Here is a 25863-nt window from a genome sequence, read left to right as displayed (position 1 = left end):
AGGAGCGAGACATGAAGACCTATTCCATTGCGACGATCCCCGGCGACGGCATCGGCAAGGAAGTCGTGCCGGCGGGCAAGGAAGTGCTGGAAGCGCTGGCGCGCAGCAGCAACAGCTTCAGATTCGAGTTCGAGAACTTCGATTGGGGCGCCGACTACTACCGCGAGCACGGCGTGATGATGCCCGCCGACGGCCTCGACGCAATCCGCAACAAGGACGCGATCCTGTTCGGCTCGGCAGGCGACCCCGACGTGCCCGATCACGTGACGCTGTGGGGCCTGCGCCTGAAAATCTGCCAGGGCTTCGATCAATACGCGAACGTCCGGCCGACGCGCATTCTCCCCGGCATCGACGCACCGTTGAAGCGCTGCACGCCCGAAGAGCTGAACTGGGTGATCGTCCGCGAAAACTCCGAAGGCGAATATTCGGGCGTCGGTGGTCGCGTGCATCAGGGCCATCCCATCGAAGCCGCCACCGACGTCTCCATCATGACGCGCGCCGGCGTCGAGCGCATCATGCGCTTCGCGTTCCGTCTCGCGCAGTCGCGCCCCCGCAAGCTCCTCACCGTCATCACGAAGAGCAACGCACAGCGTCACGCCATGGTGATGTGGGATGAAATCGCGCTGCAGATTTCGAAGGAGTTCCCCGACGTCAAATGGGACAAGGAACTCGTCGATGCATCGACGGCGCGCATGATCAACCGCCCCGCATCGCTCGACACCATCGTCGCGACCAACCTGCACGCCGACATCCTGAGCGACCTCGCCGCCGCATTGGCGGGCAGCCTCGGCATCGCACCGACGGGCAACATCGACCCGGAGCGCCGCTATCCGTCGATGTTCGAGCCGATCCACGGTTCGGCATTCGACATCATGGGCAAGGGCCTCGCGAATCCGATCGGCACGTTCTGGTCGGTCGTGATGCTGCTCGAGCATCTCGGTGAATTCGAAGCGGCGAAGCGCGTGATGAGCGCAGTCGAAACCGTCACCGCGGACCCGTCGCTGCATACGGGCGATCTCGGCGGCAAGGCAACGACGGCGCAAGTGACGGCAGCCGTGTGCGCGCTCGTCGAAAAGGTAGCCGTCGCCGCATAACGCAGATGCAGTTCCGTGGTCGCGCGGCTCCTGCCGCCGCGACACCGGGCGCAGCGAAAAACGCGCCCAAAGGCTTCACGCACACAACGACAACTGACCCGCAAACGGCAGACAACGCGTGAAGCCTGGATTGTCCGGCACAGCCCGGCTCAACCTCCAAGGAGGAGACACATGCAACCCGAACTCGAATCGCGAGTAGCGCGCAAGCTGATGTTACGGATCATTCCGTTCGTGATGCTGCTCTACTTCGTCAGCTTTCTCGATCGCGTCAACGTCGGCTTCGCCGCCATGACGATGAACAAGGCAATCGGCCTGTCGCCGACGGCATTCGGCCTCGGCGGTGGGCTGTTCTTCATCGGCTACTTTCTGTTCGAAGTGCCGTCGAATCTGATCCTGCATCGGGTCGGCGCCAGGATCTGGATCGCGCGCGTGATGGTGACGTGGGGCATCGTGTCAGCGGCTTCGGCGTTCGTCACGGGACCGACCAGCTTCTACGTGTTGCGCTTCGTGCTGGGCGTCGCGGAAGCGGGCTTCTTTCCGGGCATCATCCTGTATCTGAGCCTGTGGTTTCCGGGCAAGCAACGCGCTGCCGCCGCTGCATGGTTCATGGCCGCCGCGCCGATCTCGACGGCCATCGGCTCGCCGATCTCCGGCGCGATCATGCAGTTGCCGCCGATGTTCGGTCTCTCCGACTGGCAATTGCTCTACATCATCGAGGCCGTGCCTGCCGTCGTGCTCGGCTTCGTCGTATTGAAGTTCTTGACCGACACGCCGTCGAAAGCGCACTGGCTGAAGGACGACGAGCGCGAATGGCTGATCGCGAAACTCAAGGCCGAAGCCGACGAGCGCAAGGGTCACTCGGGACATACGGCAGGCGCGCTGAGCGCGCTGCGCGATCCGCGTGTGCTCGCACTCGCGCTGATCTACTTCGGCACGTCAGCAGGCCTGTATACGCTGGGCCTGTGGGCGCCGCTCATCATCCGCCAGTATGGATTCAGCGCGCTGCAAACGGGCCTGCTGACGGGCATTCCGAGCGTGCTGGCAGTGATCGCGATGGTGTTGTGGGCGCGGCACTCGGATAGGACGGAAGAGCGCACGTGGCACGTCGTGATTCCTTGCGCGCTGGCGTGTGTCGGCTTCATCTTCGCCGGTCAGGCGGGCACGGCGCTCATGATCGTGCTTGCACTGGTGGTCGTCAATGTCGGCATCAGCGCGGCGAAGGCGCCGCTGTGGGCGATGCCGAGCATGTTCCTCTCCGGCGCGGGCGCGGCAGCGGGTATCGCGATGATCAATTCGGTCGGTAACCTGGGCGGCTTCGTCGGACCGTTTGCGATCGGCTGGCTCAAGAACGTGACGGGCGGATATGCAGCGGGCCTGTACGTGGTCGGCGCGACGCTGGCCGTGTCGGCCGTCGTCACGCTGATGCTGAGCCGCAAGGCCGCGCAGCAACCTGCAGCGGCCTGCATGCGGCACGATCATTGATGGTTCTTTAAATGAACACGGGCCGGCGCGGCGGAAACGTCACCGGCCCATCCTTCTGATTTTCTCCTTCCCGTCGCCGAATGCCTTGCGAGCCGTGCCAGTCGCCTGTTGCAAATCGCCCTTCAGTTGCTGCGTGCGATTGCCCGTCACCTTGCCGACGACTTCGTTGACCTTCCCCTTCACCTGCTGCGCAACACCTTTGACCTGATCGCGGTTCATGTCGCTCTCCCTGTCGATTGGCGCATAGGCGCCATCGGAGTTACAGACACGCAATTCACGCGCCAGCGCTTTGTTGTCGGGGCATAGCGCGTTTCAGGCCCGTCGCGCACGCGTCTTCATGACAACGCACAGGTAAGTTATACGCACGCTATTCCGCGCATCATTCGACATCCGCCGCAACCCGCTGCGCGACCCATGCCTCGAGTTCGTCGGCGGATATCGCCGGCGAGTACAGGAATCCCTGCAATTCATCACAACCGATGCTGCGCAGCGTATTCGCTTCGTCCTCGTTTTCGACGCCCTCTGCGACCACGCGCAGACCCAGTTCATGCCCAAGCTCGATGATCGCCTTGATGACGGCGAGATCGGCTGGTGCATCGAGCATGTCGCGCACGAACGCCCGGTCGATCTTCAATCGATCCAGCGGGAAACGGTTCAGATAGCTGAGGCTCGAATAGCCCGTGCCGAAGTCGTCGAGCGACAGCTTCACGCCGAGCGCGCGTATCGCGCGAATCGCGTCGAGATAGTTCTCCGCGCTATCCATCAACACCGTCTCGGTGATTTCGAGTTCCAGCCGCTGCGGCGCGACACCATGCGTCGCGAGACTGCGCCGCAACGTATCGACGATATCCGCGTCGCGCAACTGGATCGCAGACAGATTGATCGACATGCGCAACTCGCCCATCTCGCTCGACTCGTCCTTGCGCCAGCGCGCGAGCTGCCGGCACGCTTCGTCGATCACCCATGCGCCGATCGGAATGATCAGCCGCGTCTCTTCGGCAATCGGAATGAACTGCGCGGGCGTCACCGCGCCCAGTTGCGGATGGCTCCAACGCAGCAAGCCTTCGACGCTGACGAGCGCGCCCGTTTGCGCATCGAGACAGGGCTGAAACGCCAGCCGCAATTCGTGCCGCTCGATGGCCGTACGCATGCAGGCTTCGAGCGCAAGGCGCTGACGCGCGCGCTCGGCCATATCGGGCGAGAAGAACTTCGCGAGGTTGCGCCCCGCAGCCTTCGCCTGATACATCGCGGCATCGGCGTTCTGCATCAGCGTCTCGATGTCCGTGCCGTCGTCGGGATAGAGCGCCACGCCCGCGCTGCACGCAACCTGCAGCGTGACGCCGCCGATCGCATGCGGCTCGCGCACGAGCGGCAGCAGACGTTCGTCGATGGTGCGCGCGACATCGGCCGCGCTGCCCACGTCGGAAAGAATCATCGTGAACTCGTCGCCGCCCAGACGGCTCACGGTATCGCTGCTGCGCACGGCCTGCACGAGACGCCGCGATACGGAACGCAGCAAGCCGTCGCCGATATGATGGCCAAGCGAATCGTTGATGTCCTTGAAGCGGTCGAGGTCGATGAAAAGCACGGCCACCCGCTGCTGATGCTGCTTCGCATGTTCGAGTGCCACGCCCAGCCGCTTCGTGAAGAGCGCGCGGTTCGGCAGTTCGGTCAACACGTCGTGCTCGGCGAGAAACTCGATGCGCGCCTCGCTCTTCTTGCGATCCGTGATGTCGATCAGTGTGCAGATATAGTGCGAAACATTGCCGCGTTTATCGCGCACTGCGCTGATCATCAGCCACGCCGGATAATCGCCACCTTGACGCCGCCTGATCTGTGCTTCGCCGTTCCATGAACTGGAGCGGTCGACGAGCGTCGCGAGCGCCGTGATCACCGCGCCGCCCGTTGCGCCCGCAACGATGAACGCGGGCGGCTTGCCCGCAATATCTTCCGCGCGATAGCCCGTCGCGCGATAGAACGACGCGTTGGCCGTCAGCAGTCGCCGCTCCTGGTCGAGAATCAGGATCGCTTCGGACGATGCCTCGAACACCTTCGCCCACAGTTCGAGCCGCTGCTCCATCAGCTTGATCTGGTTGATCGGCGTGAAGGCCGTCAGCACGGCGTCGCGGCCCTGGAAGTTCAGACGCCGCGCGGACAGCATGGCCCACGTCGGTTCGGTGCTCGCTTTCCAGCGCACTTCGAATTCGTCGACGGCGTCGCGGTCGGACAACTGCTGGAAAAAGCGCGCGCGCACCGACGAATCGAGGCCAAACGCCCATGGGTCGGTCGTGCAGCCGTTGAGCCAGTACAACGCGGGCTGGTTCGCGTGCAGCACTTCATGACCGGGCACGGCCGTCACCATCATCGGCACGGGTGTCGATTCGACGAGCGCATGCTGCGCGGCCGATGCACGCGCCGTCGCCGCGAGTTCCTTCTGCACGTCGCGCTCGCGATCGAGCTGCTCGAGCATTTCGTTGAAGCCGCGCACCAGCTGGCCGATTTCATCCTGGCTGTGCCAGCTCGCGCGCACGGTGTGATCGCCCGTCCGGCGCACCGTGTCCATCACGCGCGCCAGCTGCCGCAGCGGCCGCGAGATCTGCTGCGCGACGAAATACACCATGCCGAGAATGCTGCACAACAGGAAGAGCGCCGTGCCCAGATGCAGCCACATGCGCGAGAAGAGGCCGCGCACGCGCGCGTGCAACAGGCCGTCGAGCTGATCCGCCGTGCTGCGCCATGTGTCCTGCACACTGGCTACGAGTGTCTGCTGTTGCACGTCGACGATCGACAGCAGTGCGGGATCGACCTCGCCGTTGCTGTCGATGATGATGCGCGCCGCGTGCCGGTACGATTCGACGGCCGTGAGCATGCGCGCCATCGACGGCCCGAGCGTCGAGTCGAGTGCATGATTGGCCGCACCCGCTTCGGAGAAGTCGGAGCGCAAACCTTGCAGCACGGCATCGAGTTGCCCTTCGAGCACGAGATAGCGCGTGCGCAATTCGTCGTGCGAGCGCACGGCGTGCAAGCCTTCGTGCCCTTCGTGTAACTGCCGGCCAATCCGGTTCACCGATTCGAGCAGCGCCGGATAGCGCAGGATCGACAGCGACATCGCGTAGTAGCTGTCGAGGTCAGGATCGAGAATCAGGTTCGACTGATTGCCGACGCGTGTCACGAGCTCGCGGCATGCTTCGAGCGCTTCGTTGATTTGCGCGGCAGTGGGCTGCGCCTCGCGCGCCAGCACGTCCAGCGCGGCGCGCACGCGCGTGTTCAGCGCGGCGCTTTCCAGATGTGCGCCGTAGCGTGCTTCCGTGCTGGCGAGATCCGCCTGCGAATTGTTCAGGCGCCCGGCGGGCGGACGCTGTCCCGCGCCCGCCATCGCTACGTCGATCAGCGCATCGCGGACCGTGCCGATATACGCGTTACCGACGATCTCCTTGTTCGAGAAGTCGATCGAAATGTACTTCTCGTGAATCAGGATGCCGCTGATGTACACCACGGCCGTCAAGTCAAGCAGATAGATCAGCAGCAGCTTGCGGCCCACGCGCAGACGCGCAAGCAGACGGAAGAATGGATTGCGCTTCATGGCATGCGCGCCATCGCGTACGACATCGAACGAGTCACACATCACTCCCGGTCAGTGGAAGGTGAAAAACGGGCCCGCGCCTCGATCAGGCCGCTCGCCACTACGGCTTATCGGCGCATCGTATCGCGACTTTAGCGTTTGCTGAATAATCCCTTCGACGGTGCGCGAATGCCGCGCGCAGGTGCAGAGAACAAGGGCTTTCGGCTGGATTCGCACCAACGTATGTCACGCGTCACGCGTGTTATCTGAGCAGCGTCGTGCATATGCAAGAGGTGGTCCGTGCATCCAACGAACCAGTTCTTTGCCAGCACGTGAACCTCCATGCGCAACGCGAGACAGATATGCATCAACCGTTCATATTCGATCGTGACGTTCGCGCGTTCACGACGCCGCAACGGGTTTCGCGCGAACGTAAAAACGCTTTTGGTTGCATGATATGTGTTCGCATGTGAGCGGAAGCACCCGGCTGCGACAAGGAGACATCATGAGCGAAGCGACGCACGCAACGCGCGACTTCATCGTTCGCACGATGACCGCCGATGAAGTGAATCTCGCCATCGAATGGGCCGCGCGCGAAGGATGGAATCCAGGCTTGCACGACGCGCACTGCTTTCGCACCGCCGACCCGGACGGGTTCTTCATCGGCGAATTGCATGGCGAACCGGTCGGCTCGATTTCGGCTGTTGCCTATGACGCGCATTTCGGCTTCATAGGGCTCTATATCGTGAAGCCGGAGTTTCGCGGCAAGGGACTCGGCCTGCGCATCTGGCAACATGGCATCGCGTATCTCGGCAAGCGCAATGTCGGACTGGATGGCGTAGTTGCGCAGCAGCCGAATTACAGGAAGTCGGGATTTCAGCTCGCGTACCGGAACATCCGCTTTCAGGGTGTGGCCGAGGTCGACGCATCGAACAACGCTTCACTCGCCGATGCGCGCCAGTTGCCTTTCGACAAACTCGCCTCGTATGACGGGCGGTTCTTTCCCGCGCCGCGCGACATCTTTCTGCGCGGATGGATCGATCAACCGGATGCCGTCGCGCTCGCAAGCGTCGGCGACGGCCAGATGCGCGGCTACGGCGTGCTGCGCCGATGCCGCGAAGGACGCAAGATCGGTCCGCTATTCGCCGACGACGCGCAAACCGCCGAGGCCCTGTTCACTGCGCTCGTCGCGCGTTGTCCCGGCGAGACCGTCGCGCTCGACGTGTCCGAACTCAACACAGCCGCCGTCGCGCTCGCCGAGCGGCATCGCCTGACGAGCGTGTTCGAAACGGCGCGCATGTACACGAAGCGCGCGCCGGATATACCGCTTGCGCGGCTCTATGGCGTCACGTCGTTCGAACTGGGTTGATCCACGACTGCACGCCGCGCGATGCATCAATGCTTCGGATCGTAGCGATATACGCCGTGTCCCGTCTTGCGGCCCAGACGGCCTGCCGCCACGAGTTCGCGCAATAGCGGACACGCGCGATACTTCGAGTCGCCGAAATCCTTCAGGAACACATCCATCACCGACAGACACACGTCCAGCCCGATCAGGTCCGCGAGCGCGAGCGGCCCGATCGGATGATTCGCGCCGAGACGCATGCCCGCGTCGATCTCTTCCGCCGTCGCAATCCCCTCGGCCAGCACGAAGAACGCCTCGTTGATCATCGGCACGAGAATGCGGTTCACCACGAAGCCCGGCGCATTCTTCACGCTGACGGGCGTCTTGCCGAGACGCTCGGTCAGTTCTCGCACGGCGGCCGCCGTGTCGTCGCTGGTCTGCACGCCGCGAATCACTTCGACGAGCGGCAGCAACGGCACCGGGTTGAAGAAGTGCATGCCGACGAAACGCTCCGGCTTGCCGAGCGTCGCGGCCAGCGCGGTAATCGAAATGGACGACGTGTTCGATGCGATGATCGTCTCGCCGCTTACGACCGATTCGATCTGCCGCAGTATGCGAATTTTCAGTTCGGCGTTTTCGGTCGCCGCTTCGACCACGAGGTCGACGCCCGACAGCCGCTGGTAATCGGTCGACGTCTCGATGCGCGTGAGCGCCGCATCGCGCGCCGCCGCTTCGATCTTGCCCTTCTCGACGAGCTTCGCGAGACTCGACGTGAGCGCGCCGACGCCCTTTTCGAGCGCGGCGTCCGTCACGTCGATCAGCACGACCTTCAGCCCTGCCACCGCCGACACCTGCGCGATGCCGTTGCCCATCGTGCCCGCGCCGACGATGCCGATTGTCTCGATTCTGTTTGCCATTGCCGCTCCTTTCTCCTGATTTGTGCAAGTTCTATCGATGCGCTGCACTGCACCATAGGCGATACGATACCTGTTTCTGACGCAATGACGTGTGAAAAACGGGTGGCAACCTGTCGCACGGCCCGCCTGCCGGACCCAGCCGCTGGATATATCATCGGAAAAATTCTATTGAAGGCCCTGTCATGCAGCCGGTCGAACTGAACCCGAAACGCAAGCGCGAAAACCCGCTCGTGTGGATCTTCGAACCTCTCGAACGAGACCCCGAATACTCGCGGGAACGATTCTTCAACTTTCAGGCGGCGTATCTCGACGGCCTGCTATATCTCGCGGTGGCAAGCGGCAATGAACCGTGGAACGGACTGGTGGTGTGCACGTCGCATGACCGGCAAGCGGGTTTGCTCGATGAGTTCCCTGTGCTCGCGCCGCATCCCGTGCTCGGCAAGTGGCTGTATGTGTCGCAGACGCATCCCGAGTTCGAAACGGTTGCGCACGAGATGGTCGCGCTTGCACGCGAGCGCGACCCGCGCATGGGCGTGCTGCCCGGCAAGCGCAAGCGGTCGCCCGATGTCATCGAGATGAAATCTTCGTCGCGGAAGAAAAAGGCGCAGTAGCGATTTTCCGCGGTACGCTCCGCCCTCCTTTTGCGGAACCGAAGTTGCCGCCGAAGGCGTTGGCCGAGGCCGAACGCGACAGACTGGTAGTTGCGTTTTTGCCTGAACAAAAAAGCGCCGAAGCAACGAGCGCTTACTTCCACCCTTCGAGCCTGAGCGTCGCGCGCACCAGCCGCTGCTCTTCCTGTTCGATTTCCTGCAGGCTTTCGCGCACCCCGTCGATATGATCTGCGGCGGCCCGATACGCCTGCTCCGGCAACTTGCCCGTCACCGCGTTGTAGAGCCGCGCATGCTGCCGGTCGATCCGCTTGCGATGCGGCTGCCGGTGATAGAGATTGTTCACGGACGCAAACACCGAACTGAGCAGCAACTCCGTCAGCGAGCGCAGCGTATGCACGAGCACCGGGTTGTGCGACGCCTCGCAGATCGCAAGATGAAACGCGTGATCGAGGCGCGCATGCGTCGCCGGGTCGGTGTCGGCATGGTGCGCGGCGAGCATGTCCTCGTAGCGGCGCGTGATCATCATGTAATCGGCGGGCGTGCCGCGCAACGCGGCCAGACGCGCCGATTCGGCTTCGAGCATGCCGCGCACTTCGAACAGGTCGTAGAGCGTGCGCGGCTGCGACGCGAGCAGATGCATCAATGGCGACTGCGGCGGCTGCGCAGTCAGGTTCGCGACGAACGAGCCCTTGCCGTGCGCCGTTTCGATGATGCCCCGCGCGCGCAGCAGCTTCAGCCCTTCGCGCAATGCGGTGCGCGATACGCCGAGCTTGTCCGTCAGGCGACGTTCCGATGGGAGCGCCTGCCCCGATCTCAACACGCCGTCGACGATCAGCCTTTCGATGCGCTCCGCGACCACATCGGCAATCTTGCGATCGGACTGTTTGGCGGGGTTTTCCGGGTCTGAAATCACTGGTATGACCACTTCTGGAACGGGTTCTGGATGGGGTCGATGATAGCGCCAATTCCCTTTCCACGCCTCATTCAACGGGTTCTACGAGGTTTTTTTGAAATCAAGAAACTGGTACGACCACTCGTTGCGTCCATCGACAGGGCAACACGAAACGGGAACAATCGGCGGCAACACGGATAAGCGGCGCACGACATAGCACCTGCGCCCACGGAGACACACCATGAGCTACGCGTACGACGAACGGATCGACGGCCCGCTTCCCTCGCATGACAAGGCCGCGCTGGTCGCCGGGCTTCAGGGTCTCGTGCCCTCCATGCAACTGCTGCACGACAACGAAGATCTGCGTCCATTCGAATGCGACGGACTCTCGGCATATCGCACGAAGCCGATGATGGTCGCGCTGCCCGATTCGATCGAGCAGGTGCAGGCGCTGCTGAAATTCGCGGCTGCGCGCAAGGTGCCTGTCATCGCGCGCGGCGCGGGCACGGGTTTGTCGGGCGGCGCGCTGCCGCTCGAACAGGGCATTCTGCTCGTGATGGCGCGCTTCAACCGCATCCTGCACATCGACCCCGAGGCATCGATTGCGCGCGTGCAACCCGGCGTGCGCAATCTCGCGATCTCACAGGCGGCTGCGATTCACGGCCTCTACTACGCGCCCGATCCTTCGTCGCAGATCGCCTGCTCGATCGGCGGCAATGTCGCTGAAAATGCGGGCGGCGTGCACTGCCTCAAATACGGTCTGACCGTGCACAACATCCTGAAGCTCGACGTGCTGACCATCGACGGCGAGCGCCTGACGATCGGCTCCGAAGCACTCGACTCGCCCGGCTTCGATCTGCTCGCGCTGCTGACGGGTTCCGAAGGCATGCTCGGCGTCGTCACGGAAGTCACGGTCAAGCTGTTGACCAAACCGCAAAGCGCGAAGGTGTTGCTCGCGAGCTTCGACGATGTCGAGAAAGCGGGCGCGGCCGTCGCGCAGATCATCGGCGCGGGCGTGATTCCGGGCGGCCTCGAAATGATGGACAACCTCGCGATCCGCGCCGCCGAAGACTTCATCCACGCGGGCTATCCCGTCGACGCCGAAGCGATCCTGCTGTGCGAACTCGACGGCGCGGAAGCGGACGTACAGGAAGACTGCGATCGCGTGGGCGCAATACTGCGCGACGCGGGCGCGACGGGCATCCGCATCGCGAAGGACGAAGCCGAACGCCAGCGCTTCTGGGCTGGTCGCAAGAATGCGTTTCCTGCCGTGGGCCGCATTTCACCCGATTACTACTGCATGGACGGAACGATTCCGCGCCGCGAACTCGCGCGCGTGCTGCGCGGCGTCGCGGACCTGTCGAACGAATACGGCCTGCGCGTCGCGAACGTTTTCCACGCGGGCGACGGCAACATGCATCCGCTGATCCTGTTCGACGCCAATGCGCCCGGCGAAATGGAACGCGCCGAAACGCTCGGCGCGAAGATTCTCGAACTGTGTGTCGAAGTGGGCGGCAGCATCACCGGCGAGCATGGCGTCGGACGCGAGAAGATCAATCAGATGTGCGTGCAGTTCAGCAGCGAGGAACTCACGCTGTTCCATTCGCTGAAGGCCGCTTTCGATCCCGACGGCTTGCTCAACCCCGGCAAGAACATTCCGACGCTGCATCGCTGCGCCGAACATGGCGCGATGCATATCCATCACGGCAAGCTGCCGTTTCCCGAACTGGAGCGCTTCTGATGCGACGCGAATTCGATTCGATGGACGACAGCGCGCGCCTCGTCGCGCAAGTGCAGCACGCGATCGCACAGCATACGCCGTTGCGCATTCGCGGCAGCGACAGCAAGCGTTTTCTCGGCCGCGATGTGCAGGGCGAAGAACTCGACACGCGCTCGCATCGGGGCATCGTCACGTATGACCCAACCGAGCTCGTGATCACCGCGCGCGCCGGCACACCGCTCGTCGAACTGAATGCCGCGCTCGACGACGCCGATCAGATGCTGCCGTGTGAGCCGCCGCTTTTCGATGGCAAGGGCACGCTTGGCGGTGCGGTCGCGACTGGCCTGTCAGGTCCGCGCCGTCCTTGGGCGGGATCGATGCGGGACTTCGTGCTCGGCTGCCGTGTGATTACGGGCGACGGCGATCATCTGCGCTTTGGCGGCCAGGTGATGAAGAACGTCGCGGGCTATGACATGTCGCGTCTGCTTGCGGGCAGTTTCGGCTCGCTCGGCGTGTTGACGGAAGTGTCGCTGAAAGTGCTGCCGAAGCCGCGCGAGCGCCGCAGCTTCGCGCTCACGCTCGGCGCCGACGAAGCTTTGCGCGAACTGTCGGCATGGCGCAAGGCCGCGCTGCCCGTGAGCGGCGCATGTTATGTCGATGGCAGGCTGTATGTGCGGCTGGAAGGCGGAAGCGGATCAGTGAAGTCGGCCGTCGACCGGATCGGCGGCGACGAAATCGACTGCGCGTTCTGGGATGCGCTGCGCGATCATCGGTTGCCGTTCTTTGCTGACACGCGTCCGTTGTGGCGTGTGTCGCTGCCGAATGCCACGCCGTTGATGCAATTGCCCGGCGACGTGTTGATCGACTGGGCAGGCGCGCAGCGCTGGGTGAAGAGCGACGCGTCCGCCGCCGAAATCCGTCAGCTCGCGCATGCGGCAGGCGGTCATGCGACCTGCTTTACGCCGTCGTCCGAACGTGAGCCGTTCCAGCCGCTCGCCGCGCCGCTGCTGCGCTATCAGCATCAATTGAAACGCCGCCTCGATCCGAATGGCGTGCTGAACCCCGGCCGGCTGTACGCCGACCTCTGAAGCGAGCGCGATCATGCAAACGAATCTCGACTCTCACGCGAAAGCCCTGCCCGATGCAGCGGAAGCGGAAGACATCTTGCGCTCGTGCGTGCATTGCGGCTTCTGCAATGCGACGTGCCCGACGTATCAGCTGCTCGGTAATGAACTCGACGGACCGCGCGGGCGTATCTATCTGATCAAGCAGTTGCTCGAAGGCGAGCCTGTCAGCGACAAGACACAACTGCATCTGGACCGCTGCCTGACGTGCCGGAATTGCGAAACGACGTGTCCGTCGGGCGTCACGTATCACCGGCTGCTCGATATCGGGCGCGCCGAACTCGAGCGGCGCGTGGAGCGGCCGGTCGGCGAACGGCTGATGCGCAAGGGCTTGCGTGCGGTGATTCCACGGCCTGCTGTGTTCGATGTGCTGCTCAAGAGTGGGCGCGTGGTGCGGCCGCTGTTGCCTGCTGGCGTGCAGGCGAAGATTCCGGCGCGTGCTGCCGTGCCAGCGAAGGCGCGGCCTGCGGTGCGTCATGCGCGTCGTGTGCTGATGCTCGAAGGGTGTGTGCAGACTTCGCTGTCGCCGAATACGAATGCGGCTGCGGCGCGGGTGCTCGATCGGCTTGGGATTAGCGTGACGTCTGTTCGTGAAGCGGCTTGTTGCGGGGCGACTGACTATCATCTGAATGCGCAGGACGCCGGGCTTGATCGGGCGCGGCGCAATATCGATGCGTGGTGGCCTGCGATCGAAGCCGGTGCTGAAGCAGTCGTGCAGACGGCCAGCGGCTGCGGCGCGTTCGTGAAGGAATATGGGCATCTGTTGCGGAATGATCCGCTGTATGCGGCGAAGGCCGCGCGGGTTAGCGCGCTGGCGCGCGATCTTGTCGAGGTGCTGGCTGAGGAGCCGCTCGATGTCTTGCAGGCTGCTGATGGTGCTGTTGCGAAGCGGGTTGCGTTTCATTGTCCTTGTACGTTGCAGCATGCGCAGAAGCTTGGTGGCGCGGTCGAGAGTGTGCTGTCGCGGTTAGGGTTCGATCTTGCTGCTGTGCCTGATGCGCATCTGTGCTGTGGGTCGGCGGGGACGTATTCGATTACGCAGCCTGAACTTGCTATCAAGTTGCGGGACAATAAAATCGCGGCGCTTGAGAGTGGTAAGCCGGATGTTATCGCGACCGCGAATGTCGGTTGTCAGGTGCATCTGGATGGGGCTGGCAAGACGCATGTGCGGCATTGGATTGAACTGGTCGAGGAGGCGCTCGATGAGTGAGGGGTTTGGTTTTCTGGCTACGCCCTGTTGATAGGGTTTAGGCGTGCGCCTCCGGTGCGAGGTGGTGGTTGTTGCGCAAGCGGTTTGGTTTTTTTGTCTTTGCCTTGGCATCCGCGTTTTGTGTTTTCGCTGGCATCCGCGTGATGTTATTGGTTCGCATGCGTTGCCCCTGTGCGGGGCGGCACCTACTTTTCTTTGCCGCCGCAAAGAAAAGTAGGCAAAAGAAAGCGGCTCACACCGCCAGCCCATGTTCCTGTCCACGGGCCCCCAACGTCCCCACGTTTCACACGGCAACATTTCTGTTCGCGTGCGTTGCCAACGCTTCGAATGAGCGCCTCACCCACTTCAAATACCCGTACCAAGGCAAGCGTCAGCGAATGGTATGCGCCGCGCAGGTGGCAAACTGTGTGTAGGCTGTCGCGTCGTATAGCCTGGTGCTCTTACAGTGTGGGGCGCGTGCGCTATCGGTCCGAAGCGAGGCGTGGGGAGTACCGGGGCCTACGCACAGTTTGCCACCTGGGCGGCCGTGGACTGTCTGGCACGGCATGCTGCAACTCGGGAGCATGAAGCGGGTGAGGCGCATTGCAAGAGCGCTGGCAACGAGCATGGGTCACGTGGCTGCCGTGTGAAGCGTAAGAACCTGTGGGGGCCCTCAGGCAAACACTAGAACTGGCGGTGTGAGCCGCTTTCTTTTGCCTACTTTTCTTTGCGGCGGCAAAGAAAAGTAGGTGCCGCCCCGCACAGGGGCAACGCTAGCAAACCAATAACATCACGCGGATGCCAGCGCAAACACAAGCAAACCACACTTCACACCTCCGCGTCGCTCAGACGCTCAGACACCCGGAGCCATCGCGGCAAGCCGTTCCTCCGACGTCCTCAGCCCGTTGAAAATGCGTTCCGCCACACGCTCCGGGAAACCCACAGGCAGCGCTGCCGCTACCGTTTCGATCGCAACCGGCGTTGCATCGATCAATCGCCCTATCAGCGGCTCGGCGTCAGCACCATAGAAACACCGCGCCGCCATCGCGTTGAAATTGCGCCGCTGGATATCCTTCATCAGATAGTGCCGGTTCTTACCGGCCACCGCCATCGCGAGCTTCGCCTTATGCCACGACCATTGGTTGCCGCCGTCGCCCTCGACCGGCCAGATCGACATGATGTCGTACAGCGGCGTCAGCGCGTACCGCCCGCCCGGCATCAGGTGCACGCTGAAGTTCTTTGCGTGGCCGTCCGGCGCGGCGAGCATCCAGAACAGTATCTGCGCGCTGAGGAAGGTCTCGAGGTCGGCGTCGGGTCGCTCCGATTGGCGCAGCACGCCCGCAATGTCGATCATGCCCGGGCCGCCGTCCGCTTCGTATCGTTGATGCGAAGGCTTGCCGAGCACCTGGCAGAAGTCCTCCTGCGGTAGCCTCAAAATCCATTTCTTCGAAGGATGCAGCCGGCGATCGAATCGCTCGACGGCCAGCACCTTCTGTTCGCCAAAGTTCAGGATGTCGGCATTCGGCGCAGGCAAGCCGTACGCCCTGAACAGCGCGAGACAGAGCCACTCGTTTTCGACGGACGTCGTCCAGTCCGCTTTCTTGTTGCCGACGAGTCCGAGCGGCAGCTTGAAAATGTGTGTCGTGGGCGTTGCGCCGTGTGGGCGCATCCACTTTTTCTTGTGCCATAGAAACGCGGTCTTTTCCTGCGCGCCCGCGAGCGAGATGCGGAAGTCGTCGTATTCGTCGTCGCGCCCCGCCCCCGGCCCGCCCGATGCAACCGTGCGCGCGAGCATCTCGGCGATCTCGTCGTCCGACATCGGCGTGCCTTCGATTCGGTCGAAGCCTTCCGGCTGCGCATCTTCGGCCAGCAGTTGCGCGGCACCCACGCAATCACGGCCGATCGCTTCGAGCAGGTCGAAGGCGTCGGCGGTGGCTGTCCGGAAACGCGTGGCCAGACGCCGCCGGATCGGCTCGCTGTCGGGCAGCAGATTGTCGAAATAGTTGCGCACACGTTCGCCGCGCAATGGCGCATCGTCGATGCCGAACGGCAGCGAGAGCGACAGCGGCCTCCCCGCAGGCGACGCCATCCAGTCGCGGTCGTACTGAAACTCCATGTCGCCGCGCGATGGTATACGCCATGTGCCGACCCGCAGACCATTGGTCCACACCGACAGCGCGCGCGCATGAGACGGGCGGCCCATGGCTACCAGTCCTGCTGCATCGGCGCCGTGCTGGCGGGACGTGTCTGCACAGTCAGCTCGAGGCCGTACATGGCCAGCAATGCAAAAAGCTGCTCCGATGTGATCGAGTCGGGATTGAGCTCCATCGCGGAGAGCCGGCTCTGGCTCAAGCCCACGCGCGACGCCGCCTGGGCCTGCGAAAGCCCTCTGGCGCGCCGTGCAGTGCGCAGGATCTGGCCAAGCTGGTGCGGATTGAGCAACGTGCGTTTCATCGCGGGACGCCTATACGGGTTACCTGTTTGGCAGGTAAATGTATTTTACGCGTGTGGCGGGTATTTGCAAGTTAGTTGTGTGACGGGTAAGGAGCAGTGACTGACAGAAGCGCTACCGGGAGCCTGTCACCGCGAGCGACAAACGAAACCTGGCCACAGGATGACGAATCGGAATGGCGACAGCCATCTATAATCTGCTGCGTTCCCCATCGAGGACCTACCGATGCCGACATGTCCCGACTTCGCAACCGCCTTCCAGAAGAACATGGCCGCGCTCGGCCTGCCTGCACCCACGCGTCTCTTCGGAACGGTGCAAACGGCAACCGCAAACGTGACTGCCCTGCTCGACGCATTTCAATCGGTCGGTACGGGCACGACCCTGGCCGCGATCATCGGTGCCACGACGGGACTGGAAGGGCTCAGCGTCGTTGGCGGCCTCTCCGCAGCGTTCTATGTCGGCGCGGTGATCGGGAGTCTGGTCGTCGCGACAAACGCATCGATGGTCGGCGTCAAGTCCACCAGCGCCATGTGGTCTATCCATGAGTGGGCGCGACGCACCGGCGTGTCGATTCCCGCTACGATGTACGCGTTTCTCAGACAGCATCCCGAAGTCGTCGTCGACAGGCCCGGGCGTATCGTGTATGCACTTCACGCTTCTCGTTCGGCGAAGGTGGCGGCGTGAACCGGATGACCGACCAGCCCGCACCTGGCTGTGGTCGCATGCGTCTGCGCGGCGGGAGCCTGAGTGCTGCTTCATGACGTTGGCCAGCCGCCTGTTCCTGCCATCGCCGTTGTCGTTTGCTTCTACGTCGATAACCGGCGCCAGCGAGCGCGGCTGAAGGAAAACGGCATCGACCCGCGCGCGAACCGGCACAGTTGTAGACGACAGAACCGCCCGCATGCCAGGCGCCCCGTGCATACTCGCTTTCCGCCATAACAAGTGGCGCGGCAAGAAGACCGCGCGTCCGGAGATTCAATGCGTTTCGATTTCCAGTCGCTGAAACTGTTTGTCGCCGTCTGCGAGCACGGCAGTATTGCCCGCGCGGCAGAAGCCGAAAACATCGCGCCGTCGGCGCTCAGCAAGCGCATGTCCCATCTGGAAGACACCCTGAAGACCGCCCTCTTTGTGCGGAGCAACAAGGGGCTCGAACTGACGGTCGCGGCCACCTCCCTCTTGCAGCACGCCCGTGTGCTGCTGCGCGACGTCAAGCAGATGGAAAGCGAGTTGCTCGACCATGCCGAAGGCGTACGTGGACAGATCCGGCTACATGCCAGCCTCTCGACCATCGTCCAGTACATCGCCAATGACATTCGCGACTTCCTGGCGCTGCATCCGGGCCTGCGCATCGACCTGCAGGAAAGCCTGAGCCCCGCCGTGGTCCGCGCCGTGGCCGAGAACGCGGCCGACATCGGCGTGTTCGGCGGCACGACCGTGACCGCCGGCCTGCAGGTGTTTCCCTATCACAGCGACCGGCTGGTGGTCATCATGCCGCCCGACCACCCGCTCAGTCACGCAGGGAAAGTGAAATTCCGCGAGGTGGCCGAGTACCCGCTGGTGGGTCCTCAAGCCGGCAGCTATCTGAATTCGCTGGTGTTGCGCGCGGCGGCCGACCTCGACCACCCGCTCAAGCTGTCGATCCGGGTCAACGGCTTTGAGCCGGTGCGAAGCATGGTCGAAGCGCGCCTCGGCATCGGGCTGGTGCCTGAGCATCATGCCGAGCGCTATGTCAGTTCGGGACCGCTGGTCGCCGTGCAGCTGGACGAAGCCTGGGCCGAACGGCATTGGAAGATCTGCGTGCGCGAGGCCGAATCGCTCCCCGCGCCCGTCCAGCTATTTCTCACGCACCTGCTCGCACGCAGCCGTCAGGAATAAGCCAGCCTCAATCCCGCTTGCGGCCAGGGCAGCGTTCCGAGACGCCCCGTACCCGACAGCGTGAGGTAAGCCGTCTTCATATCCGCGCCGCCGAAGCAGATGTTGGTCACCATGCCATCGGGCACCATGACCTGTCGAAGCACCTCGCCGGAGGGCGCAACCACCGTGATGCAGCCCGTGACCAGTGTGGCCACACAGATATTTCCTTCTGCGTCCACGGCCAGACTGTCGAAGCGCTGGTAGCCGGGCAGCCCGCAGACCAGACGACCACCGTGCGGCGAGGGATACGGATGCTTGCGCGCCCTGCCGGGCGCTTCAAGATCGAACGCCCATAGGCGCGCGGTCTCCGTCTCCGCCACATAGACAACGCTATCGTCTGGCGACAACCCGACCCCGTTGGCCGTCGTGAGCGGATAGGCCACTTCGACGATCATCGATCCATCGGCTCGCCCGTAATAGAGCCCCGCATGATCGCGGTCGCGCAGCCGGTTCTTGCCGAAGTCGGTGAAGTAGAAGCCGCCATCGTGGTCGAACACGATGTCGTTGGGACCGCATAGCGGGTAGTCGCCGCAGCGGTCGTACACCGTTGTCAGCGTGCCCGTCCGCGGATCGAAACGCTCGATGCGCCCGCTGGTATAACGCGGGTGCACGCCCGGTCTGGTGCGATTCAGCCCGGCAACGGTGCGGAACAGGAAGCCACCGTTGTTGCAGATGTAGAAGGCTCCATCCGGGCCCAACGCCAGGCCGTTGGGCCCGCCGCCCACCTCCGCCAATACGCTCACCGTGCCGTCGGGCGCCACGCGGCTGATCGTCTCGCGTTCGATCTCGACCAGTACGATCGAGCCATCGGCCATCGCCACCGGCCCTTCGGGAAACTTCAGTCCTTCAGCCAGGATGCGGACGCTGCTCTCCATCATTGAATTCCTCACACGTCATTGCTTGTTGGCGTTTTCGACAAAGCGATTGTCGTAGGTGGCTTTCAGGTCGATCGAGGCCTTGCCGATGTCGGGATCGAAGGCAGCGAGCACATCGCGTACAGTGTGCGCGGCGGCGTCCGTCATCAGGCCGTCGCGCGAAATGCAGCTCTGCATGTTGCCGTAGGCCCGGGTGAATACATCCTTGTCGGCCAGCGCGTATTGCGGCGGCACGGCGGCGGCGACCTGCTCGGGCGTCGCGTGCGCCATCCAGCGCTCGGCCTCCAGGATGGCGTTCGTCACTGCCTGCACGGTATTCGGATATCTGGCCGCGAACTCCCTGGTGGTGTAGACGGAAGCTTCCGGATAGTCGCCGCCCAGCGTCGCGCGAGTCCCGGCGGGATCACGCATCACGGCCAGAGGAAAAAGATCGCCGCTGCCCTGCAGCACGGTCGCGACCGGGTCGTTGCTCATCAACGCATCGATCTGCCCGCTGCGTGCCGCGGCAATCGCACCGGCAGACGAACCCACGCCGATGATCGAGACATCGCCCGGCTTGAGGCCGGCCCTGTTCAGCAGATAATTGACGCCCATATGGAAGCTCGAACCGGGCGAGCTTACGCCGATGCGTTTTCCCTTGAGGTCCGCATACGTCTTGACCTTGTCGTGGCTGGCGCGAGTCACACCGAACACCCAGCCAGGACACGAGGCCAGCGTCACGAACGACACCAGCTTCTGCCCCTTCGCCGCCATCGTGATCGTGTTGGAATAGGCGCCCGCGACGATGTCGGCGCTGCCGCCCAACATGGCCTGCAGCGCCTTGGCGCCGCCGCTGAACACGCCAATCTCGACGTCCAGCCCGGCCTGCTTGAAGTATCCCCGGCTTTCCGCAATGACGAACGGCAGATAGGGAAAGCCCACGCCCGCGGCAGCAAGACTGAGCTTGGGTTTCTCCGGTACAGGCGCGGCGCTCGCGGCCGAAAGGTTCACGAGCGCCGCGCAGGCGGCCAGTATCGGCAACAGCATGCGCCTGATCGATATCACGATGGTTTGTCTCCTTGTTTTCGCGGCCTTCGCGGCCCTGGGTACCTAGCCCTGTACGACGTTCTGGCGCTGCTGCCCCAAGCCCTCGATGCCAAGCGTCACGACATCGCCAGCCTTCAGGTAGACAGGCGGCTTCTGGCCTAGCCCAACGCCTGGCGGCATGCCAGTGGACAGGATGTCGCCAGGCTGCAGCGACATGAACTGCGACAGGTACGCCACAAGATAACGCACGCCGTAAATCATCGTGGCCGTGCTGCCGTTCTGGTAGCGATGGCCATTGACCTCCAGCCACATGGGCAATGCCTGCGGGTCATGCACCTCGTCCGACGTCACCAGCCACGGCCCCATCGGGCCAAAGGTATCCGCCGACTTGCCCTTGGTCCACTGTCCCTGACGCTCTGCCTGAAACGCGCGCTCCGACACGTCATTGATCACGCAGTAGCCGGCCACGTGATCCATTGCATCGCGTTCGCTCACGTACTTCGCGGTCTTGCCGATGACGACACCGAGTTCCACCTCCCAGTCCGTCTTGAGAGCGTTACGCGGGATCTCGATGGCATCGTTCGGCCCGGTGATCGCGCTGGTCGCCTTCATAAAGACGATGGGCTCGGGCGGTATCGCAGCGCCCGTCTCGGCGGCATGGTCGGAGTAATTCAAGCCGATGCAGATGAACTTTCGCGTACCGCCCACGCACGAACCCAGGCGCGGATTGCCTTCCACCCGCGGCAACGACGTGGCGTCGAGCGCTTTCAGGCGGGCCAGGCCAGCGGGCAACAGAACATCACCGGAAATGTCGGCCACATGCGCCGACAGGTCTCGCAAGTTTCCATCACGATCGAGAAGACCCGGCTTCTCCTGGCCGGGCGGTCCGTAGCGTAAGAGCTTCATCGATATATTCCCGTCAATAGGTGGCGCGTCCGCCGGACAGATCGAACACTGCGGCGGTCGTGAAAGAATTCTCTTCGCTGGCAAGCCAGGCAATCATGGCGGCCGCTTCATTGAGTTCGAGGAAGCGGCCGCGCGGAATCTTGCCCAGCATGTAGCGGATATGCTCCGGCGCCTGCTCCATCGCGCCGGGCGTACGCGCCACTGCGGGCGTGACGCAATTGACCGCGATGTCGTAGCTCGCCAGTTCCTTGCCGAGCGATTTGGTCATCGCAATGACGGCAGCCTTGGCCGAGCTGTACGCCGCGGCATTCGGGTTGCCTTCCTTGCCGGCGACGGAAGCCAGATTCACGATGCGCCCGTAGTTCTGCGCGATCATGACGGGCACCACGGCACGGCAGCAGTGGAAGGTGCCGTTGACGTCGATATCGATCACCTGCTTCCAGACATCGACGGGATACTCCGCCAGGGTCGCATTCGGGCCGACGATCGCCGCGTTATTGATCAGGATATCGATACGTCCTGCCGCTTTCAGCGTGCCCGCGACGCCGGCCTCGACGCTGGTGTAATCGGCGATGTCGACACGCTCGAAGTGAACGTCGTGATTACCCAGTTCGGCACGGGCCTGCTCCAGACCAGTGGAATTGATATCCCAGATCGCGAGGCGGGCGCCGGAGGCCAGCAGCCGGCGGCCGACCTCGAGGCCGATCCCTTGTGCGCCGCCCGTCACGATAGCGACGCGGTCGTTCAGATTGATAGCGTTTGTTTGCAAGGTGCTCTCCTCAGCGCCAATTCGTCGATTGCAATGCCGCACGCGCTCACGCGCTCGCAGCCACGGTCTGCCCGGTACCGGGTCGCCAGCGCAACAGATAGTTCTCGACCATCGACACCGCGGTATCGAGCACCAGCGCAAAAACAGTCAGCACCAAAATTCCCGCAATGACCGAATTGATATCGAACACGCCCTCGGCCAGCAGAATCAGATAACCCACTCCCTTCTCCGAACCGAGGTACTCGCCCACTACGCTTCCGACAAAGGCGATGCCGATCGCGTTATGCAGGCTGGAGAACACCCAGCTCGTCGCCGAAGGCAGGTACACGTGCCGCATTAGCTGACGCGCATTGGCGCCGAGCATGCGCGTATTCGACAACACCGCCGGACTGACCTCGCGCACGCCCTGGAAGACGTTGAAGAACACGACGAAGAAGACCAGCGTCACGCCCAGCGCCACCTTGGACCAGATGCCGAGACCGAACCAGAGCGCGAAGATCGGCGCAAAGATCAGGCGCGGCATGGAATTCATCGCCTTGATGAACGGATCGAACACGACCGCGAGGAACGGATTGAGCGCGAGCCAGAGACCGCAGGCGAGACCCGTGACCGTACCGATCGCGAACGCCAGCATGGTTTCGAGCAGCGTCGTATAGAGATGGCGAAACACCGAGCCCGTCACGACCCAGTCGACGATGCGATGCACCACCCCCAATGGATCGCCGAAGAAAAAGGGCGACAGCCATTTCTGGCTGGTGCCGATCCACCACAGGAACAGCACGCCGAACAGGAGTGCTAGCCGCGTGACGAGCACGACGAACCGGTTGCCCGGATTAAACATGATTGCGCGCATAGCTTTTCAGAACCTCCCCTCGAAGCACGTCCCAGATCTGGGTGTGCAGTTGCAGGAAACGCTGCGTCATGCGGATTTCCGACATTTCGCGTGGACGCACAAGGTCGATCTCGAACTCGGCGATCGGCCGGGTACCCGGCCCTGCAGACAGCACGATGACGCGGTCCGATAGCGAAATAGCCTCTTCCAGATCGTGAGTCACGAACATCACGGACTTGCGGTCGTACGACCACAGGCGCAGCAGCTCGTTTTCCATCAGGTGCCGTGTCTGGATGTCGAGCGCGCTGAAGGGCTCGTCCATCAGGATGATGCGCGGGTTCAACGCCAGCGCCTGGGCCAGCCCGGCACGCTTGCGCATGCCGCCCGACAACTGGTGCGGATACTTCTTGCCGTGCCCCTGCAGGCCCACCCGCTCGAGCCACTCATGCGCGACGCGCAGAGCCTCTTCGCGCGGCGAGCCGCGAAAGATCAGGCCCATCGCGATGTTCTCTTCGGCCGTCTTCCAGGGCATGAGTGCGTCCACCTGGAACAGATAGGCGGCTTGCCGGTTCAGGCCATTGGTCAGTTTTTCGCCGAACACGCTCAGGCTGCCCGACGAGGGCCGCGTCAACCCGGCCGCTACGTTCAGCAGTGTGGACTTGCCACAGCCCGTGGGTCCGACGATCGAGACGAACTCGCCGTCGCCGATCGTCAGGTTGCCGCCGGAAACAGCCGTGTAGGTCTGCGCGTTCTTGCCATTGCCCGCAAAGGTGCAGGTCACATTGTCGAAGCGCAAAGCCTCACGCACTTCGGTCTGACCGCTGGCGCGCGCCATATTGCACATCACAGTGCTCATGGTTGAATCTCCGCCGCTTTCTCGACGAACCTGTTGTCATAGGTCGAGGTGAGGTCGATCCTGGCCGACGCTACGGTCGGGTCGAATGCCGACAGCACGTCGCGCACGGTCTGTGCGCCTTTGGGCGTGATCTCTCCGTTCTGCGCGATGCAACGACGGCTGTTCGTGAAGGCGTCCGCATACAGCGCCTTGTTCTCGCCCAGATATTCCGGCGGCACATTGTCTGCGACCTGCTGCGGTGTGGCTTTCGCGATCCACTTCTCTGCGCGCACGATTGCGTTGGCGACTGCCTGCACCGTCTTTGGATTCTTATTGATGAAATCCTGCGTCGCGAACAGGCTCGATTCGGGGTAATCCGAGCCGAATACCTTGACGTTGCCTTCGGCCGTACGCATGTTCTCCAACGGCTTGAGGCTGCCGTCTTTGGTCAGGATCGTGGCGCTCGGATCATTGACGATCAGCGCATCGATCTGTCCCGCCCGCACCGCCGCTACCGCTCCCGCCGCCTGACCCACGCCGATGATGGAAACGTCGGAGGGCTGAAGCCCTGCCTTGTGCAAGATGTAGTTGACCGCCATATGCGTGCTGGAGCCCGGCGCACTCACGCCGATACGCATACCCTTCAGATCTTTGGCTGACTTGACTTCACCCTGGCGCTTCTGGGACACGCCGAATATCCAACCCGGACAAATGACCTGCGCTGCAATCACCACCAGATGCTGTCCCTTGGTAGCCATCGTGATGGTGTTCGAATAGGCGCCCGCTACCATGTCGGAACTCCCGCCCAGCAACGCCTCCAATGTCTTGGAACCCCCTGAGAAGGCAGCAATGTGCACGTCCAGCCCTTCGTCCTTGAAGTAGCCGCGCTGCTGGGCGACGAGCATCGGCAAATAGGTGATGCCGACGGAGGCGGCCGCAATATGCAGTTCGGGCTTTTCAGGCACATCCTTGGCCACGGCCGCGACGGAACCGCAGACAAGCTCGAACGCTGCACAAAGCGCGATGGCGAATTTCAGCTTCATGGTTGTCTCCTCCCTTTCAGGGATATTTATGGTGCGACCGACTGCCGAAGATGGACCGCGTTGTCAGCGGCCCCGATGCCTGACATGCTAAGAACTGCTGAGTATTTCCGGGCTCCTCACGCCCTCGTTTCTCCTGATCCTGGGTCTGCTGCGTGCGGCGCGTTCCGGCCTACGCCGCCTGTTTGCGCAACGCCTCGACGACTGCATCGCCCATATCACGGGTACCAACGGATCGCATGCCTTCCTGATGGATGTCGGCAGTTCGATAGCCTGCGGCCAGCACTGCACGCACGGCCTGCTCGACGCGGCGCGCGGCATCTTCCATCTCGAAGCTCTCGCGCAGCATCATCGCAAGCGACAGGATGGCGGCGAGCGGATTGGCGATATCCTTGCCGGCAATGTCCGGTGCCGAACCGTGCACGGGCTCGTACAAGCCTTTGCGGTTGTAGCCCAGCGACGCTGAAGGCAGCATGCCGATCGAGCCGGTCAGCATGGCCGCGGCGTCCGAGAGAATGTCTCCGAACAGATTGCCCGTGACGATCACGTCGAACTGTTTGGGCCGGCGCATGAGCATCATGGCGGCGGCGTCCACGAACAGATGGCTCAGTTCGACGTCCGGGTAGTCGGGCCCGACGCGTGTCACCACTTCGCGCCACAACTGGCTCGCCTCCAGCACATTTGCCTTGTCGACCGAGCACACCTTGCGGCTGCGGCGGCGGGCGCATTCGAAGGCGGCACGGGCGACCCGCTCGACCTCGGATTCCGAATAACGCATGGTGTTGAAACCGACACGCTCGCCCGCCTGATTGGTCTCGAACCCGCGCGGCTGGCCGAAATAGGCGTCGCCGTTCAGTTCACGCACGATGACCAGATCCAGCCCGTCCACCACTTCCGGCCGCAATGTCGAAGCGCCGATGAGTTCCGGGAACATATAGGCCGGCCGGAAGTTGGCGTACAAGGTCAGCGCTTCGCGCAACTGCAGCAGCCCGGTACCGGGACGACGTTCACGCGGGATGTCGGCTTCGTCGGCCACGCCCACCGAGCCGAACAGGATCGCATCGGCCTTGCGCGCCAGCTCGAGCGTGGGGGCGGGAAGCGGCACACCATGCGCCTGTATGCCCGCCTCGCCGATCGGCGCCTCCTGGGTCTCCGCATGAGGCGCTACGATCCGCAGCACCTTCAGAGCCTGCGCTACCACTTCTGTGCCGATACCGTCACCGGGCATGACTGCAATCTTCATCTGAACTTCTCCTTGGTTGTCGTCCTCGAGAGTGC

General features: G+C 63.1%; 23 protein-coding genes. 9 read left to right on the top strand and 14 right to left on the bottom strand.

Annotated features, from left to right (window positions below; genetic code table 11):
- Nucleotides 1-11 precede the first annotated feature (11 nt).
- Together PPGU16_RS32510 and PPGU16_RS32505 are read left to right on the top strand one after the other, a co-directional pair.
- Nucleotides 12-1094 carry a tartrate dehydrogenase gene (locus tag PPGU16_RS32510; protein ID WP_180726816.1) on the top strand — a complete coding sequence of 361 codons (1083 nt, stop codon included), beginning with the start codon at nucleotides 12-14 and terminating at the stop codon, nucleotides 1092-1094.
- Between the two features lie 171 nt (nucleotides 1095-1265).
- Nucleotides 1266-2576: an MFS transporter gene (locus PPGU16_RS32505; RefSeq protein WP_180726815.1), complete on the top strand. Its 1311-nt coding sequence runs from the start codon at nucleotides 1266-1268 to the stop codon at nucleotides 2574-2576.
- Nucleotides 2577-2615: 39 nt separating this feature from the next.
- On the opposite strand, the gene PPGU16_RS32500 is transcribed toward PPGU16_RS32505, so the two are convergent.
- Nucleotides 2616-2795, bottom strand: coding sequence for a CsbD family protein (locus tag PPGU16_RS32500; RefSeq protein ID WP_180726814.1), 180 nt, complete (start codon nucleotides 2793-2795; stop codon nucleotides 2616-2618).
- Between the two features lie 160 nt (nucleotides 2796-2955).
- Entirely contained in the window at nucleotides 2956-6159 is a 3204-nt protein-coding gene (locus PPGU16_RS32495) for an EAL domain-containing protein (RefSeq protein WP_180726813.1), read from the bottom strand.
- Between the two features lie 484 nt (nucleotides 6160-6643).
- On the opposite strand from PPGU16_RS32495, the gene PPGU16_RS32490 reads away from it, so the two are divergent.
- The gene (locus PPGU16_RS32490) at nucleotides 6644-7507 is read left to right on the top strand and encodes a GNAT family N-acetyltransferase (RefSeq protein ID WP_180726812.1); all 864 of its coding nucleotides are present in this window, start codon (nucleotides 6644-6646) and stop codon (nucleotides 7505-7507) included.
- Between the two features lie 26 nt (nucleotides 7508-7533).
- Here the strand turns inward: PPGU16_RS32490 and PPGU16_RS32485 are convergent, their stop codons facing one another.
- Nucleotides 7534-8400, bottom strand: coding sequence for a 3-hydroxybutyryl-CoA dehydrogenase (locus PPGU16_RS32485; protein ID WP_180726811.1), 867 nt, complete (start codon nucleotides 8398-8400; stop codon nucleotides 7534-7536).
- A 182-nt stretch (nucleotides 8401-8582) separates the two neighbouring features.
- Between PPGU16_RS32485 and PPGU16_RS32480 the strand changes: the two genes are divergently transcribed.
- Nucleotides 8583-9011 carry a hypothetical protein gene (locus PPGU16_RS32480; RefSeq protein WP_180726810.1) on the top strand — a complete coding sequence of 143 codons (429 nt, stop codon included), beginning with the start codon at nucleotides 8583-8585 and terminating at the stop codon, nucleotides 9009-9011.
- A gap of 133 nt (nucleotides 9012-9144) precedes the next feature.
- On the opposite strand, the gene glcC is transcribed toward PPGU16_RS32480, so the two are convergent.
- The gene (gene glcC, locus PPGU16_RS32475; protein WP_224028441.1) at nucleotides 9145-9924 is read right to left on the bottom strand and encodes a transcriptional regulator GlcC; all 780 of its coding nucleotides are present in this window, start codon (nucleotides 9922-9924) and stop codon (nucleotides 9145-9147) included.
- A 220-nt stretch (nucleotides 9925-10144) separates the two neighbouring features.
- Between glcC and glcD the strand changes: the two genes are divergently transcribed.
- Genes glcD through glcF form a run of 3 tightly spaced genes read left to right on the top strand, consistent with a single transcriptional unit; the run spans nucleotide 10145 to nucleotide 13957 of the window.
- Nucleotides 10145-11644, top strand: coding sequence for a glycolate oxidase subunit GlcD (glcD, locus tag PPGU16_RS32470; RefSeq protein WP_180726809.1), 1500 nt, complete (start codon nucleotides 10145-10147; stop codon nucleotides 11642-11644).
- Nucleotides 11644-12711, top strand: a complete 1068-nt coding sequence (glcE, locus tag PPGU16_RS32465; RefSeq protein WP_180726808.1) for a glycolate oxidase subunit GlcE — start codon at nucleotides 11644-11646, stop codon at nucleotides 12709-12711. The genes glcD and glcE overlap by 1 nt, the downstream gene beginning before the upstream one ends.
- Nucleotides 12712-12724: 13 nt before the next feature.
- A complete protein-coding gene (gene glcF / locus PPGU16_RS32460; protein WP_180726807.1) occupies nucleotides 12725-13957 on the top strand; it encodes a glycolate oxidase subunit GlcF in 1233 nt (410 codons plus the stop codon).
- A gap of 832 nt (nucleotides 13958-14789) precedes the next feature.
- Here the strand turns inward: glcF and PPGU16_RS32455 are convergent.
- Complete coding sequence (locus PPGU16_RS32455) at nucleotides 14790-16139, bottom strand: type II toxin-antitoxin system HipA family toxin (RefSeq protein ID WP_180726806.1); 1350 nt, start codon at nucleotides 16137-16139, stop codon at nucleotides 14790-14792.
- Between the two features lie 2 nt (nucleotides 16140-16141).
- A complete protein-coding gene (locus PPGU16_RS32450) occupies nucleotides 16142-16390 on the bottom strand; it encodes a helix-turn-helix domain-containing protein (RefSeq protein WP_180726805.1) in 249 nt (82 codons plus the stop codon).
- A 223-nt stretch (nucleotides 16391-16613) separates the two neighbouring features.
- Between PPGU16_RS32450 and PPGU16_RS32445 the strand changes: the two genes are divergently transcribed.
- Both PPGU16_RS32445 and PPGU16_RS32440 read left to right on the top strand, forming a co-directional pair.
- Nucleotides 16614-17072 (top strand): hypothetical protein, encoded by a 459-nt coding sequence (locus tag PPGU16_RS32445; RefSeq protein WP_180726804.1) that lies wholly within the window; start codon nucleotides 16614-16616, stop codon nucleotides 17070-17072.
- Nucleotides 17073-17366: 294 nt separating this feature from the next.
- Nucleotides 17367-18263: a LysR family transcriptional regulator gene (locus PPGU16_RS32440; RefSeq protein ID WP_180726803.1), complete on the top strand. Its 897-nt coding sequence runs from the start codon at nucleotides 17367-17369 to the stop codon at nucleotides 18261-18263.
- On the opposite strand, the gene PPGU16_RS32435 is transcribed toward PPGU16_RS32440, so the two are convergent.
- The 8 genes from PPGU16_RS32435 to leuB all read right to left on the bottom strand — a co-directional run bounded on the left by PPGU16_RS32435 (nucleotide 18254) and on the right by leuB (nucleotide 25828).
- Nucleotides 18254-19177: an SMP-30/gluconolactonase/LRE family protein gene (locus PPGU16_RS32435; protein WP_180727141.1), complete on the bottom strand. Its 924-nt coding sequence runs from the start codon at nucleotides 19175-19177 to the stop codon at nucleotides 18254-18256. The two genes, PPGU16_RS32440 and PPGU16_RS32435, sit on opposite strands and share 10 nt — an antisense overlap.
- 18 nt (nucleotides 19178-19195) lie before the next feature.
- Nucleotides 19196-20203, bottom strand: a complete 1008-nt coding sequence (locus tag PPGU16_RS32430; protein ID WP_243460753.1) for an ABC transporter substrate-binding protein — start codon at nucleotides 20201-20203, stop codon at nucleotides 19196-19198.
- Between the two features lie 63 nt (nucleotides 20204-20266).
- Nucleotides 20267-21109 (bottom strand): fumarylacetoacetate hydrolase family protein, encoded by an 843-nt coding sequence (locus PPGU16_RS32425; RefSeq protein ID WP_180726801.1) that lies wholly within the window; start codon nucleotides 21107-21109, stop codon nucleotides 20267-20269.
- A 13-nt stretch (nucleotides 21110-21122) separates the two neighbouring features.
- Nucleotides 21123-21878 (bottom strand): SDR family NAD(P)-dependent oxidoreductase, encoded by a 756-nt coding sequence (locus PPGU16_RS32420; RefSeq protein WP_180726800.1) that lies wholly within the window; start codon nucleotides 21876-21878, stop codon nucleotides 21123-21125.
- 46 nt (nucleotides 21879-21924) lie between these two features.
- A complete protein-coding gene (locus PPGU16_RS32415; RefSeq protein ID WP_180726799.1) occupies nucleotides 21925-22731 on the bottom strand; it encodes an ABC transporter permease in 807 nt (268 codons plus the stop codon).
- Complete coding sequence (locus PPGU16_RS32410) at nucleotides 22712-23566, bottom strand: ABC transporter ATP-binding protein (protein WP_180726798.1); 855 nt, start codon at nucleotides 23564-23566, stop codon at nucleotides 22712-22714. Before PPGU16_RS32410 ends, PPGU16_RS32415 begins: the two co-directional genes overlap by 20 nt.
- Nucleotides 23563-24588 (bottom strand): ABC transporter substrate-binding protein, encoded by a 1026-nt coding sequence (locus PPGU16_RS32405; protein ID WP_180726797.1) that lies wholly within the window; start codon nucleotides 24586-24588, stop codon nucleotides 23563-23565. The genes PPGU16_RS32410 and PPGU16_RS32405 overlap by 4 nt, the downstream gene beginning before the upstream one ends.
- Before the next feature lie 169 nt (nucleotides 24589-24757).
- The gene (gene leuB / locus PPGU16_RS32400) at nucleotides 24758-25828 is read right to left on the bottom strand and encodes a 3-isopropylmalate dehydrogenase (RefSeq protein WP_180726796.1); all 1071 of its coding nucleotides are present in this window, start codon (nucleotides 25826-25828) and stop codon (nucleotides 24758-24760) included.
- Between the last annotated feature and the right edge of the window lie 35 nt (nucleotides 25829-25863).

The organism is Paraburkholderia largidicola (assembly GCF_013426895.1).
GTDB classification, from domain to species: Bacteria; Pseudomonadota; Gammaproteobacteria; order Burkholderiales; family Burkholderiaceae; genus Paraburkholderia; species Paraburkholderia largidicola.
This window is presented reverse-complemented; position numbering and strand designations above follow the sequence as displayed.